Here is a 13,663-nt window from a genome sequence, read left to right on the forward strand (position 1 = left end):
ATAACTAGCTCCCTCTTAATCCTAAGTGAAATACATTCTTTTATCGAATATAGTCAGCAAGCGCTTCGTTCCAGCGTTGGGTTTTTTCCTGGTAATCATATTCGCTTCGCTTTGCTCTTGCCTCAGGTAAGAGTCCCTGTGTTACCAGAAATTCATATTTAGCCGGATTGCTGCCATAAATCAGGGAAACAATATTGTAATATCTTTGAATATCCAGTGGGTGCTCATCCGAGTACTGAATTACATTAGTTCCAGGTTGTTGATTCTGATTCTGATAGTACATAGAGAAAAAAGTAATAGCTGCTATCAATGCTTTGTCTCCCTGTCCCGTTTGTAGTAACTGAAGGGTGGCAAACTCATCTGCTGCCTGTTCCTCATTCCCCAAAGCCGGCAGGCTAAGCAGATCAATGAATGCATGTCCGGTTTCATGTAATGCAATGAATGTACTGATATTCTCAACCGCTTCGATCAGATCTTCATCGCTTAGTGGCGTCATATTATAAAGTGCATTAGCAAAGTAGGCAATTACCCAATAGTCCATGGTAATATTCTTCTCCTGTGGATTGTAATAAGCATTGTACACCTTGAGATCTTTAAAAACGACAGGTAAGTCCTGAGGCATACGAATACGTGAACTCAGCGCATCTGATAATACTTCAAGATCTTTTCCTTCTTTCACAATCTGAAAAATGGCATCACCAGTTGTGGTTTGTGCTGTTTCATAGCTGACTACGATTTTATGTCGGGCATCTACTGTATCTTTTTCAAGTAGTGCACAGGATTGTAGGCTGAAGATCAGTAGTGTGATCCATACAGCATGTTGTAGTTGTTTGTATGACATAGAGGATAAGTAAAAATATACATAGCATAGAAAGGGAGGGCAATAGCCTGTTTTGAAACAGGCTATTGAGGAATCGAAAATTCAGTTCCCATAAGGGATTTGTAAAAAGCCAGACCTTGTCGTTTCATTTGTTCCTGTGTCTTGGCATCCTTATCCTGTTTGGCTTGTTCATATAGCATATAGTTAACCAGTTGTGGGCCAACAAATGCCTCATAGATCAATTGACGTTGTTGATTAGATGTCTTCTGAAATTGTGCGTTTTTTGCCAGGCTCTGATTGATGACAGCTGCCATATCCAGTATCTGCTGATCTTCCAGATGTTTTCCGGAAGAAAGTGCATAAGTAGTTTCCATGAAAAAAGCTACTGCAAGTCCCAGATTAGCCGGGTTTTGTTTTTTCTCACGGGCTATCTTTTCGTATTGTGTTAATCCTACTTCGAGCAACTGGCTGTATACCTGTAGTCCCTTTTTCTGTTCTTCGCTGGTACCTGCTTTAGCCTTGACCATTTCAATAAACAAACGCTTGCCAGTTGGTTGAAACAGCACGGGTTTTACATTGGCCAAGTCAGTTTGTTTCTTTTGTGATTTGGTGTCAGTTTCACTATAGGCCTTCTGCATTTGCTGCATGTTTATGGTATTTGTCTGGATAAACATAGACATATTGGTATAGTCACGTATATCACTAGCCCATTCAGACGAACCGAAATATTGAGCCTGACACAACCCGGTTGTGATCAGGCATAAGCATAGAGCAATGATTTTGTTTTTCATAGCAATAGTTGAAAGAGGTTGGGAATGTAAAGGTGGTAGGAGAGTGATACTATTATTTGTCGAGTACATACACCCGATCACCCACTCCGAAAACAGTTTTGGAATCCGGATAAAAGTAAAAGAACTTTATTTCTTTTGTTCCATTATTGAAAGTATACTCAATGCTGTATCCATTGAGCTTATAGGTTCCTGCTTTGGCTTGATTGCTGTAGGCAGTCACACTGGTATTCCCACCTCCACTGGTGGACTCATAGGTGAATCTGGAACCATCAAAAGATAGGTTCTTCGCATTTACAATCATAATATCACCGCCTAATGCCGTATTGCCACCACCACTGATTGAATTATATGATCCTGTGATCAGTTCATTCTTTCCTGCTGGCAGTGCTTTGTGCCAGGATTTATCATCCCAAGTTTCCGAATCTCCTTGATTCCATGCAAGGATAATGGTACTACCAGACTTTTTCCAGGTTCCCCATTCTTTGGGTTCTTGTTGTTTGGATTGTACTACATCCAATTTTTCAGGACTGGTAGCCATGTTTTTGTATACGCTGCCATCTGTAAAGAACAGATAGGGATTATAGACAGGATAGATGCCGCCACCAACACCTGCCTCATATTCAAGATGTATATAAATACCATCTACATTACTTATACCTGCAATGGTTTCTGATGCGTTGACCTCACTGTCTCTTCGACAGCCTGCAGAACTAACTAGTATACCAATACATAGCATACTGAATAGAAAAATGATTTTCGTTTTCATAGATATGTTGTTTGGGTTTGTAAATCATACAGAGTGTAATCCTTATCTCTGCCTGTTGGTCAGAGATAAGGATAGGTCCTAGATCAGGATTCAGCTATGCCAAGGATCAGACATACCAATCCGGCAATCATAAACAACAATCCTACAATGGCTATGATAAACAGGAAGAGAAAACCTGCCCCCAACAGAATAAGGCCAATGAGTGTTAGTTTATTCAAAGCCTGAGCAGCAAGTGAAGATTGATCTTCTGTAGCCTCCAGAAACTGATCTGGGTTTTCGATACCTGATTTTTGTAACTTCTTCTCTATCTTACGCATGGCAATTTTTGCTGCTGTTTTCTGGAGCTTTGTGGGTTCTTTTACCTGGCCATTTTCTGCAGCTTCTGCTTGTTTGGCTAGTGCCTGATTTAGTTTTTCAAGCTTGCGGGCTTGCTTTTTGGTGGCATTCTCCGGAATTGCTATTTGTGGAACAGTTTCGTTTTTCTTTGGAGATGCTGTTAGTGTTTTTTCTGTAGAAGCGGTTTCTGGCAATGTTGATTCCAATGTCATTTGGGCTCCCTGTGCTGGTTGTAAAGAGTCAGCAGCTATATTTTGAGCTATACAAAGATTTGTCAGGAAAGCAGATCCCAGAATCAAAATGCCTTTCAACGTTTTGTGCGATTTTTTCATGTGTTTTGGCTGATTGTGTTTGTATTATGATTATAAATGGCAGAGATGTTTTTTTACTACTCTCTGAGGCTTGTGTACTACAGTCATTTACTCCTGAATACCAATGCCGTTTGTTGATTACAAATTTCCTTGATTGTCACATGCAAAACCATCGCTGAAAACCTGTGTTTTTCTCTACTGGTTTTCCAGTATTTTGTATAAAATCGATACAAGATTGGTTTGATTGCTGTAACTTGAACCCATGAAATCAGGAGTACATATCGTTTTCGCTATCTGTTGCTGCTTCCTGCAGAAGGGCTATGGACAAACTTTATCCTGTCTGGCAGAGGTAGAAAAATATGCTCAGGCAGGTATGACCAATACCAAAGAAACACTGCCTCAGATCAAAGTCTTTTATGAAAATCATCAGAAAGATTTTCCTGTGCCCTGTGTGATACAGCTTGAGTATACAATTGGATTTCTGGAATTACAGAATCTGCGTATTGATTCAGCCGATAGATATATGAATCGCTTTCTGGAACATTCTTTACAAACAGGAAAGGATTCTACTGTGGTAGAAGGCTATCTGTGGTATAGCACTTTCATGCGAATTACCAATCGATATGAGCAAGCCCATAAATGGCTGGATTCAACCCAATCGTATTTAAAAAGGAAACAAATTGAAGATAAATACCTGAATGGTAAATACTATACGGCAAAAGCTGATTATCTGAATCTGGTGACTCATGATGTAAAAGGAGCAGAGAGGTATTATATGCTGTCATTGGAGACTCGTAAGACAGCACATGGATGTGATGAATGTCATGTGACATTAAATAATCTGGGGTATATGTTTATGAATGAAGGATATCTTCAGAAAGCTGCCCACTACTTCTATCAGTCATTGCTTGCGACAGAAAAGATTACCAAGAGTGATGAGGAGAAAAAATACCTTCAATCCAATACCATGCTGAACTTGAGTTTCTGTTACCGGATGCTACACCGTCCGACTGAGGCTATTGAGTATGCGCAGCAGGTATTTGATAATTCCCGCAAGATAGAAAGCAATACATTTTTATTGCGGAGCTATCGTCATCTGGCAGCAGCCCTGATGGAAAACAAACAATATGATAAAGCTTTGAAATTATTAAAAGAAGCAGAAAAGATATGCCTTCGTTTTAAACAGAAAGATGAGATGGGATATACCTATCGCTATCTGGGTGAGTTGTATGCTTTATACCTGAACAACGAAACAGAAGGCAAATGGTATCTGGAGAAAAGCAAAGCATTGATTGAGGAAATTCAGGATTCTGACTCCTATCACCTGCATAATTATTCATTGGGGAGGTTTTATCTACATGAAAAAAACTATCCGGAAGCATTGAGGTTACTAACGCTTAGCCTGGAACAGGGTCGTAAGGTACATGATAGAGTATATGAGCCGGTTATACTGGAGTTGTTATACAAAGCCTGGCAGCAGGAAGGAAATTATTCAAAAGCCTTAGGCTATTATACACAGTTTGTACAGTTACGGGATAGCATTGCCAGTGATGAAACACAACTAAAGTTAAAAGAATTAGAAAAAAAGTATGACGAGCAGGTAAATCAACTGGTTATTAATAAACTTCAGAATACCAATCAGAACCAGAAAGCAGAGCTGGATCGTAAAGAACGAACTATCCTATTCATATTAGGAATTGGTTTTCTTGTCAGTGCCATACTGTTTCTATTGTATACTACACAGAAAAGTAAGAAACGTATAGCACAACAAAAAGAACAACTGGCCGCGCAGCAGTTGAGAGAGTTACAGCAGCAAAAACAGCTGGAAATTTATACAGCCATGCTGAACGGACAGGAAACCGAACGATCCCGACTGGCTCGTGATTTACATGATGGATTGGGTGGGATGCTGGCTGGTACCAAACTGTACTTGTCACAAATCAATCAGAAGGTTATGAACGGCCAGGCTGTTTATTTACAGACTGCGGTAGTTCAGATTGATAACTCTATGCAGGAGTTACGACGGATTGCCCGAAATATGATGCCTGAAACCTTAGTGAAGTTTGGACTGAAAACAGCTTTGCGGGATCTTTGTGAAAGCTTACAGAATAGCCAGTTGCAGATTCGATGTCAAACAATGGGGCTTTCTTCGGATCTTTCTAAGTCTATTCAGCTCACTATTTATCGGGTGATTCAGGAATTGATTACAAATGCCATCAAACATGCCAATGCCCAGCAGATTCTGGTGCAATGTTTGCAAAATGAAGGCAGCATCCATATTACGATTGAAGATGATGGACAGGGATTTGACACAGCTTCCATAAAGGGGAATGGAGTAGGTTTATCGAATGTCAGGAATCGGGTAGAGTATCTGAATGGAAGACTGGAAATTCAATCGGAACCTGGTGTAGGAACTACTGTGACTGTAGAGATACCTGTTTGATGTAGAGCAGATTTGTCAGCTAGATTATTGTATTATATTCTTTACTAATCAATTATTGGAATGAGTGTGATATCCGTTATCATTGTGGATGATCATCCTATTGTAGTGGAAGGGTTACGTTCACTGTTACAGCACAAGCCGGAAATTACAATTCTGAATAGTTTTATCAATGGAAAGGATGTTCTTCCTTATCTGAACGAACATCCTGCGGATGTAGTGCTGCTGGATATTAACCTGCCTGATATCAGTGGAATAGAATTGTGTCGCCAGATTAAGCAAACCTATCCGCAAACGAAAGTCCTAGCATTGAGCAATCACAGTGAGCATAGTATGATTGCCCAAATGTTACAGAGTGGGGCAAGTGGATATTTACTGAAAAATGCCCCGGCAGATGAACTGCTCAAAGCCATTGAAGAGGTAACTGTTAAAACGGTTTTCCTTAGTTCGGAAGTGCAGAAGGTATTGCTGGATGCCTATTCCAATACGCAGGATACTATACCTGTACTTACTAGGCGTGAACTGGAAATACTCAAATGGCTGGCTGATGGGCACACAACCAATGCTATCGCCGATAAGTTGTTTATTAGCCCTCTTACGGTTGAAACACATCGCCGCAATCTGATGCAGAAGTTTGAAGTAAACAATGTGGCTGCTCTTATCAAAAAGGCTGTGGATTGTAAAGTTTTGTAGTAGGTATCCAGTATCTTTGGTTACTTACATTACTGGAAAATGCTGCAAACGCCACACAATCTTTCGGATATAAAAATAGACTGGGAAAATCATCGGCACCTGTATGAAGAGATAACAGTACCAGCAAAGACTACTTTGCTGAATGAAGGTGATATATCCCGTAAAGCATACTATATCAAACAGGGATGCATACGGCTTTGGTTTAACAATCATGGAAAAGATATTACTTTTCAATTCTTCTTTGAGAACGAAGGTGTTTCATCTTTTGAAAGTTTCCGGTCCGGCCAGCCTAGTCTGTTTAGTATGGAAACGATTGAGCCCTGCACATTGCTGATGATTACAAAAAGCAACATGGAGGAGATCTTCGCCAGTGTGCCAGGCTATAAAGAATATGTGCAGGAACATATGTTTCAGCGGGTGGCACACTATTCAAAGTTGTTTCTGTCCCGTATCAAAGACAGTCCCAAGGAACGATACCTGGAATTATTGCGGACACAACCTCACCTTATACAACGGGTACCTCAACACTACATTGCCTCCTACTTGGGTATTACTTCTGTTTCTTTGAGTCGTATCCGCAACCGGATCTAGAAAAGTCATTTCTTAACAATTGTTATCGTCTAAAGGATAGCAGGCATACGACATTTGTGCCAAAAAGAAGCACTATGAAAGTCGTTATTGTTTTTAATCATCCTTATGAAGGAAGCTACTGTAATGCTATCTTACAATCTGTAGTAACAGGACTTCACAGAGCCGGACACATAACAGACCTGATCCATCTGGATAAAGAGGAGTTTGATCCTGTGATGCGGGCCAAAGATCTGGAAGCATTTGTCAAAGCAAAATACAACAGCGAGGATTCTCAGACATTGCTGGACCCTAAAGTACTTGAATACAGAGATCGTTTACAGGAGGCCGATCATCTGATTTTCATTTTCCCTATCTGGTGGGAGTTAATGCCTGCCATGACCAAAGGATTCATTGATAAGGTAATTTTTCCGGGTATTGCCTACCATTATGAAAACAATGGAAAAAAGATGGTAAAAGAATTTCTTCGCCTAAAAGGCATTACACTGATTACCACTATGAATACTCCTTCGTTTCTATACCGTTTGCTGTTTGGCAATGCCATTCGCTATGCATTTTTTACAGGTACCTTCTGGAAATTAGGGTATAAAAACAGAAAGTGGATTAGCCTGAATATGGTTAAATTTGTCTCGGATCAGAAACGGAAAAAATGGCTGACAAAGCTGGAAAGCCACTTTGAGAGAATGAAGTGAAGAAATACAACAGGAAACACACGGCTACTATAATTACTTTCAAAAGCCGTGTGTCTTAGGCTCTATATATTATTCTCTTTCAATCGATTAATGCGCATAGATGCTTCTTCTTCTTTCATGGTAGACATAATCATCCAGTTTACGTCCAGGATTTCCAGTGGGGCATAGGCATTGAGCATTTTTTCGTGTTGGAGATTTGTTTCTATCTGAGTGCCCGTTTTTCCCTGTAGGGCTTGTGTGACAGAATCCAGTTTCATCTCTTCCAGCAAGATGCTGGTATTAGACTTCTGTATCTGTCGGATAAGCGTATCGCTGTAGCCAGCTTTCCTTAAGGACGCCAGGTGCTCAGCTTCGTTTTCAATCAGTTCCCGAACTATAGAGCGTAACTTATAATCACTTCCTACTATAAATGTTTCTCCACTGTCACCCAGTCCATCTTCCCTCCATTTATTATCGCCTGTCAGAATCTGGTTGATTTTGTTGATAGGCATTTGAAATACCAGAATACCTACTTTCTGATCATTATCATATACCGGACAAGCAATGAAAGAGGCAGGAGCTTTATAGGAGGGGTCATATGGTTCAAAATCGATCAGCTTTACAAAGTTTCGGTCTGTACTTTGAACTGCCTCTTTAACGACTGTGCCAAAATTAGTAGTATGATATAGTCCTGTGGTGAGGCTGGTGGCAAAGTCCACTTCTTTGAATACACTATAAAGCATATCACCAGTTTCCGGATCAATGAGGAAGATATCATAATAGCCGAACTTTTCCAGAAAGCTTCGCATAACCGGATGATAGTGGGCATGAATGCGGCTGTATTCACTATTATCTCCTACATTGTCGAGTAGCGATTTTTGTCCGGTAGGATGGGTGTTATTGGAGATATAGTGATATTGCAGGATAAGAGCTGTTTTTTGGTCGGGGAGATACTCGCCTGCAAAGGCTTGCTGACTTGTGTTGTCGTTTAGTCTGGGAATAAATTCATCTATATAATACCCCTTTACACTTCGTTTCATTTGTTCCAGTTCTGCATCTGAAACCGTTTTCTGTATATCGTAAAAGGCTGATTTAAATTCCTTTACAGCACTGATAAGCATCTTGTTTTCGGCAAATGTCTGAATTTGGCTCCGGATAATATCAAAGTAATACTCAATGTTTCGTTTTTTTGTGGAGGTAATAGATCTCAGTTGCTCAAATCTGGATTGATAGTTGAGTTCGTGTAGTTGTTGAAACAGCGAATTATATCGTCTGCTGATTTCTTCCTGAGTAGCCTGAAGTTCTTCCTGATTTTGACGTAGTTCTTCTTCCTGTGACCGCATACGTTCGGCCTGTTCCTGTGATTCTTTGAGGAGCACTTTGGTGTGCTGATTGATGCGAAATGCAATAACAGTATGGGCAATATTTTCTCCCAGTTTTTCTACAAAGGCAATTTCGTGTTTTTCAAATTCATGGAAGGATGCCAGTTCTACAATACCTATGGTATCATTATTTACTTTGAGCGGAACCAGTAAGATATTTCTGGGATTGGCATCTCCCAGACCGGAAGTGATACGTACAAAGTCTTCCGGAATTTCTTTCAGATAGAGTGTTTCCTTTTCCAGATAGGTTTGCCCTACCAGACCTTGCCCAACAGCAATTTCGTGAGTCAGGTGCTTGGTTCGTTTATAGGCATAACAGCCTGTCATCTCAAGAATCGGCTCCTGCGATTTCTCTGTATTAAGTAAAAACAGGGCTCCCTGAGTTGCATTCAGTGTTTGAACAAGATTCTTAACAATTTCATTGGAAAGATCTTTTATATTTTCATGCATGCGTAATATTTCAACAAATTTCGCTAACCCCTCTGTAGCCCAGTTGCGCTTCAGTTCCTCTCTCTTCATACTTGCCAGATTGTCTCTCATTTTCAGTAAGCTATGGCCCAAAATGTCACTTTGTCCCACAGGAGTGAATACTGCATCACTATTTCCGTTACCAATGTTTTCTGTAAAGTGAGATGCCTGAGCCAGTTGATTGGCAATAGTATTTACAGCTATTTCAATATCTGCCAGTTCATTGTTGCCTTCAGGCTGTAATGTCTGGTTGAAATCACCTGCTGAGAGTGCTTGAATTGCCTTCTTTGTGTTTGATAATCTGTTAGTTATCTTTTTGATGTAAAAAGCAGCAATGCCAATATAGAAAATGAGGCACAGAATGGACGTCAGCATTAGCCAGTTTCCATGTTCTGTTATGAGAATACCTTCTTTATAAGAGATTAGTCCAAACCAGGTAAGCAATAGAAATGTAGGGAACAGTACTAATGCAAACCATAGTTGTGGAGAGAGTTTTAGATTACGGATAAATGAGTACAGGGTCATACATTTATAAAGCGAGTGCGTGATGAAGTCGTGGAATTAAATATAAACGATTTATAATCATTGAGTTAGTAGGGTAATTATACTAGGCGGAACTATTCTTTAAATGGATGTAAGATTTTAGGAGCTCAATGCTAAAACAGAGGAAATCACTAATATCATATAGGACAGTAGTTTCTGTTTTTTGGGTACTTCATATTCTTTTTGGTTACCTGCTGCAATTGTTTACTAAAATTGTGTTTGGGCTTCCTTCTAAAAAAGTGTACTATTAACCTCGCATAGATATTGCATAGTACTCTTCAAAAACACTACTCAAATGATAAACAAACAAAATAACCTATACCGGATTTTTTTTCTCGTGTTAGCCATTGCTCTCTATGCCTGTATGCCTGCTACCAAATCAGAAAGTGATAACAATAGTGAATTATTACAGAAAGAGAATGAGCTATTAAAAAAAGAAAATGAAATATTAAAGAAAGAGAATGACTCCAAAGCATCTGCCAGTACTCAATCAGACAAGGCTAGCTTATCTTTTTTGACAGAGCTAAATGGCAAGTATCCTCATAATATAAAACTGCTGGATAATGAAGTGTTAAAACCCCGACTACAGAAATTATTGGGATCACAATATGATTATATGGTAAGTATCTGGGAGGTAGAAACACCTATTGAAATAGAAAATGGACTGTTATATACCAGTGCCATGCAGGCACATAGTGGTGGTGATCCGGGAGCTGTGCTGATGGCTGATATGACAAAAAATGTATTGTATGTAGCTATCCGTCAGGATGGGAATGCCAAAGTGTATTCGGAAGATGGTAGCGCTGCTCCTCAACGTTTACAGGATTGGGCAAACTAAGTTGCCAGAGAGTTTGTAGAAATAGGATATTACTAACTAAAATGCCCCAGCTCTATCTGTAAGCTGGGGCATTTCTATACTAAGGCTGCAAAGAATTATGACAAAAACATCTTCTCTGCTTCTTTCCAGTTATTTACACGGGTATACTGATCCAAATGCATATTGTGACCAGCTGTAAACAGAATCGGTTTGCCTGGGAAACGAATCAGGTTTTTTTCATGGTCATCAATCAGGTAGTCTGTCTGAATCATGTATTTGTGCCCACAAAAAACAGTATGTGTCCAGCTAATAAACGGAAAGTGTTCATTTAACCATTCCAGCTTTTCTTTTAAGGAGTTGGGAAACTCTGTAGCGGCTGATACAATGAATATTTCATATTTTTCTGAAAGCTTTTTGATGACTTCCTGGCTGTCGGCAATTACTTTCATCCCACGAAAAAATCCTTCTTCAAAGAGCCACGCCCGTACGATCTCTGGTTGTACTCCTGCTACTTCTGCCCAGGTACGATTGTGTAAATCAACAGGAGCTATTGTTTTGCCGAGACGAAGCTGGGCATATTCAATAAACCGACCTGCTGCATCGGCAATTACGTCATCCATGTCAATGGCAATTCGTTTCATAAATTAAGCTAGATTTAAGAATGAAAAAAACCTCACCTGCTTGAGGATGAGGTTTTAAAAATATAATTGAAAGTGTGAATCGTTTTGCCAAGGTACTTTTAATTCATTTAGATTGCTTTGGCCGTTTTTTTCTTGAGTTCCTCTTCTTCAGGAGTTGCGCAGGCTTTCCCATTGTTTCCTCCATTAATGAGTCTTCGGGTTACGCTACCATCCGGATTGTGATAGATTCGGGTCAATAGCACATTCTCTGCCGGACGGATAACCAGCGGTACTTTCTCCAGTTTTACGGAACTGGTATCCAGACCAAACCATTTGTCATCACCTGGTGTAAACTCTTTGATGAAGAAGTATGCATTCATGATCAGGCGTTCATTGAATGGTAGTTCGTTCTCAAAGGACAGGAAGCGTTCAAATACCACAAAACGGAAGTCGCCAATCACATGTTGCTTACTCAATGACTCATAACGGCTGGTAATATCTACTTCCCGGTTACGTACCATATCTTCTACCACTTTACGGAAAAACAGGTTAATCCGCTGTTCTACCCGGAAGCCTAAACGGAAAGTAATTTTGATCAGATCTTCTGGTGCCTTGATGTCTACTGTATATTCCATTGTATACGGATCATCTGCTGTATCTACGTGAACGAACCAGTAGATATCTGCCCGTTTAGGCCTTTTCTGGAATATCGAATAAATAATCGTTTGCTCTATTTCATTTTCAGTGCGGGCATTGGTCATAAACACCAGGTGAGTGGCATATTTAGGTACACTCTGGTCAATGCTTAGCATTTGCAGTGGTTCAATATATTCATCAACCCGGACAAACTGAGTCAGACGTTGTTTAATGCGGTTAGAGTTGATCCACACATACATTACTGTGAGTAGCAGTCCACTAATAATCAGAGAAACAAAACCCCCATGTCTGAATTTGCTTAGGTTGGCTATCAGAAAAGAACACTCAATAGAGAAATATACCAGAAATACGAGCCACACTACTAACTGAGGTACATGACGTGTATAAAGCCAGTAAGTAAGCAATACAGTAGTAGATATCATCGTAGCCGTAATGGCCAGACCATATGCTGCTTCCATATTGGCAGATTCACGGAAATATAGTACAACTCCAACACAACCTAACCATAATAACCAGTTGATACTGGGTACATAAATCTGACCACGCTGATCGGTTGGGAATTTGATACGTACTTTAGGCCAGAAGCTAAGACGAATAGCTTCGTTTATCAGAGTAAATGAACCCGAAATTAATGCCTGACTGGCGATAATGGCAGCTAATGTAGCAATGCAGATACCTGGTAAAATAAACCAGTTTGGCATAATAGAGTAGAAAACACTCTTATCCAGAAACTTTCCCTCATGTGTAATCAACCAGGCTCCCTGTCCGAAATAGTTCAGTAGCAGACAGGATTTAACAAATATCCAACTTATTCGGATATTACCTCTGCCGCAGTGTCCTAAGTCAGAGTATAGTGCTTCAGCTCCCGTTGTACACAGAAATACTGCTCCCAGCAACCAGAATCCACCCGGATAGTTGACCAGCAAGTCATATGCATAATATGGATTTAAAGCTGCCAGAATATGCCAGTCTTCAACCAGATTTGCAACTCCCAGTATGGCCAGCATGCTAAACCATAGCGTCATCAGTGGTCCGAATGATCTTCCTACCAGTTGTGTACCCAATGCCTGTAACAGGAATAAGAACGTAAGGATGATGATCACAATGGTGATAATCATGTTTGACGAGATGTCGGGTTTGATCAGACGCAATCCTTCAATAGCGGAAGATACCGAGATTGGCGGAGTGATGATACCATCTGCCAATAGTGTACTGCCTCCAATGATGGCAGGTACTGTTAGCCAGCGCTTATAGCGACGCACCAGGGCATATAATGAGAAAATTCCTCCCTCGCCGTTGTTATCAGCCCGAAGGGTTAAAATCACGTATTTAATAGTCGTTTGGAGAGTAAGTGTCCAGAAAATACAGGACAGACTTCCGAATACAACGTGACTATCAATGGAATTTTTGCCGATGATAGCGTTAAAAACGTAGAGGGGAGAGGTTCCGATATCACCGTAAATGATACCTAGTGCGACTAATAAGCCTCCGGCAGTTACTTTATCGAAGTTATGTTTATTATCCATGTTTTAGGATGAAACAACCGCTGCTTGACTTCATGGATGGGAGAGAAGCAGATATGTAATTTTTGCAAAGTTACGACACTTTAATTGTAATCTACTAACTATTAACGTAGATTTTTTATGATGAATTGTGTTTATCTCATAATAAATACAATGTTTTATAGTGAGTGTGTTGTTTTTCTTATGTGGCCTCGAAGGAAGGACATTTTGTCTTAAAAAAATCTATCTTATAAAACC

12 protein-coding genes are annotated in these 13,663 nt (G+C 40.0%); 5 read left to right on the top strand and 7 right to left on the bottom strand.

All coding sequences use genetic code 11. The features are described 5' to 3' along the window. Positions 1 to 40: 40 nt before the first annotated feature. From QNI22_RS37085 to QNI22_RS37100, 4 genes are all read right to left on the bottom strand, one after another. The gene (locus QNI22_RS37085; RefSeq protein WP_314519277.1) at positions 41 to 841 is read right to left on the bottom strand and encodes a DUF4344 domain-containing metallopeptidase; all 801 of its coding nucleotides are present in this window, start codon (positions 839 to 841) and stop codon (positions 41 to 43) included. A gap of 62 nt (positions 842 to 903) precedes the next feature. Further along, on the bottom strand, positions 904 to 1,611 hold the full coding sequence (locus QNI22_RS37090; protein ID WP_314519278.1) for a DUF6683 family protein: 708 nt from the start codon (positions 1,609 to 1,611) through the stop codon (positions 904 to 906). A gap of 52 nt (positions 1,612 to 1,663) precedes the next feature. After that, positions 1,664 to 2,377, bottom strand: coding sequence for a hypothetical protein (locus QNI22_RS37095; RefSeq protein WP_314519280.1), 714 nt, complete (start codon positions 2,375 to 2,377; stop codon positions 1,664 to 1,666). A gap of 83 nt (positions 2,378 to 2,460) precedes the next feature. Further along, positions 2,461 to 3,045 carry a hypothetical protein gene (locus QNI22_RS37100; RefSeq protein WP_314519282.1) on the bottom strand — a complete coding sequence of 195 codons (585 nt, stop codon included), beginning with the start codon at positions 3,043 to 3,045 and terminating at the stop codon, positions 2,461 to 2,463. A gap of 241 nt (positions 3,046 to 3,286) precedes the next feature. Here QNI22_RS37100 and QNI22_RS37105 point away from each other — a divergent pair, with 241 nt between their 5' ends. The 4 genes from QNI22_RS37105 (at position 3,287) to QNI22_RS37120 (ending at position 7,437) form a co-directional block, all read left to right on the top strand. Further along, complete coding sequence (locus QNI22_RS37105; RefSeq protein WP_314519284.1) at positions 3,287 to 5,467, top strand: tetratricopeptide repeat-containing sensor histidine kinase; 2,181 nt, start codon at positions 3,287 to 3,289, stop codon at positions 5,465 to 5,467. A 60-nt stretch (positions 5,468 to 5,527) separates the two neighbouring features. Next, positions 5,528 to 6,157, top strand: coding sequence for a response regulator transcription factor (locus QNI22_RS37110; protein WP_314519286.1), 630 nt, complete (start codon positions 5,528 to 5,530; stop codon positions 6,155 to 6,157). Between the two features lie 39 nt (positions 6,158 to 6,196). Then, positions 6,197 to 6,748, top strand: a complete 552-nt coding sequence (locus tag QNI22_RS37115; protein WP_314519288.1) for a Crp/Fnr family transcriptional regulator — start codon at positions 6,197 to 6,199, stop codon at positions 6,746 to 6,748. A 74-nt stretch (positions 6,749 to 6,822) separates the two neighbouring features. After that, positions 6,823 to 7,437 (top strand): NAD(P)H-dependent oxidoreductase, encoded by a 615-nt coding sequence (locus QNI22_RS37120; protein WP_314519290.1) that lies wholly within the window; start codon positions 6,823 to 6,825, stop codon positions 7,435 to 7,437. A gap of 62 nt (positions 7,438 to 7,499) precedes the next feature. Here the strand turns inward: QNI22_RS37120 and QNI22_RS37125 are convergent, their stop codons facing one another. After that, entirely contained in the window at positions 7,500 to 9,791 is a 2,292-nt protein-coding gene (locus QNI22_RS37125; protein ID WP_314519291.1) for a GAF domain-containing protein, read from the bottom strand. Between the two features lie 313 nt (positions 9,792 to 10,104). On the opposite strand from QNI22_RS37125, the gene QNI22_RS37130 reads away from it, so the two are divergent. Then, positions 10,105 to 10,647, top strand: coding sequence for a hypothetical protein (locus QNI22_RS37130; RefSeq protein WP_314519293.1), 543 nt, complete (start codon positions 10,105 to 10,107; stop codon positions 10,645 to 10,647). A 95-nt stretch (positions 10,648 to 10,742) separates the two neighbouring features. Here QNI22_RS37130 and QNI22_RS37135 read toward each other — a convergent pair whose 3' ends face one another. Together QNI22_RS37135 and QNI22_RS37140 are read right to left on the bottom strand one after the other, a co-directional pair. Continuing rightward, positions 10,743 to 11,267: a 5' nucleotidase, NT5C type gene (locus tag QNI22_RS37135; RefSeq protein WP_313977567.1), complete on the bottom strand. Its 525-nt coding sequence runs from the start codon at positions 11,265 to 11,267 to the stop codon at positions 10,743 to 10,745. A gap of 107 nt (positions 11,268 to 11,374) precedes the next feature. After that, positions 11,375 to 13,429, bottom strand: coding sequence for a KUP/HAK/KT family potassium transporter (locus QNI22_RS37140; RefSeq protein ID WP_314519294.1), 2,055 nt, complete (start codon positions 13,427 to 13,429; stop codon positions 11,375 to 11,377). Positions 13,430 to 13,663: the final 234 nt, after the last annotated feature.

It is taken from the genome of Xanthocytophaga agilis, from assembly GCF_030068605.1.
In the GTDB taxonomy this organism is placed as follows: Bacteria; Bacteroidota; Bacteroidia; order Cytophagales; family 172606-1; genus Xanthocytophaga; species Xanthocytophaga agilis.

What these genes read in the sequence shown, in the direction of transcription:
- QNI22_RS37105 (WP_314519284.1), top strand. Translation starts at nt 3,287, where the DNA reads ATGAAATCAGGAGTACATATCGTTTTCGCTATCTGTTGCTGCTTCCTG.
- QNI22_RS37085 (WP_314519277.1), bottom strand. Translation starts at nt 841, where the DNA reads ATGTCATACAAACAACTACAACATGCTGTATGGATCACACTACTGATC.
- QNI22_RS37140 (WP_314519294.1), bottom strand. Translation starts at nt 13,429, where the DNA reads ATGGATAATAAACATAACTTCGATAAAGTAACTGCCGGAGGCTTATTA.
- QNI22_RS37090 (WP_314519278.1), bottom strand. Translation starts at nt 1,611, where the DNA reads ATGAAAAACAAAATCATTGCTCTATGCTTATGCCTGATCACAACCGGG.
- QNI22_RS37095 (WP_314519280.1), bottom strand. Translation starts at nt 2,377, where the DNA reads ATGAAAACGAAAATCATTTTTCTATTCAGTATGCTATGTATTGGTATA.
- QNI22_RS37135 (WP_313977567.1), bottom strand. Translation starts at nt 11,267, where the DNA reads ATGAAACGAATTGCCATTGACATGGATGACGTAATTGCCGATGCAGCA.
- QNI22_RS37125 (WP_314519291.1), bottom strand. Translation starts at nt 9,791, where the DNA reads ATGACCCTGTACTCATTTATCCGTAATCTAAAACTCTCTCCACAACTA.
- QNI22_RS37120 (WP_314519290.1), top strand. Translation starts at nt 6,823, where the DNA reads ATGAAAGTCGTTATTGTTTTTAATCATCCTTATGAAGGAAGCTACTGT.
- QNI22_RS37100 (WP_314519282.1), bottom strand. Translation starts at nt 3,045, where the DNA reads ATGAAAAAATCGCACAAAACGTTGAAAGGCATTTTGATTCTGGGATCT.
- QNI22_RS37115 (WP_314519288.1), top strand. Translation starts at nt 6,197, where the DNA reads ATGCTGCAAACGCCACACAATCTTTCGGATATAAAAATAGACTGGGAA.
- QNI22_RS37130 (WP_314519293.1), top strand. Translation starts at nt 10,105, where the DNA reads ATGATAAACAAACAAAATAACCTATACCGGATTTTTTTTCTCGTGTTA.
- QNI22_RS37110 (WP_314519286.1), top strand. Translation starts at nt 5,528, where the DNA reads ATGAGTGTGATATCCGTTATCATTGTGGATGATCATCCTATTGTAGTG.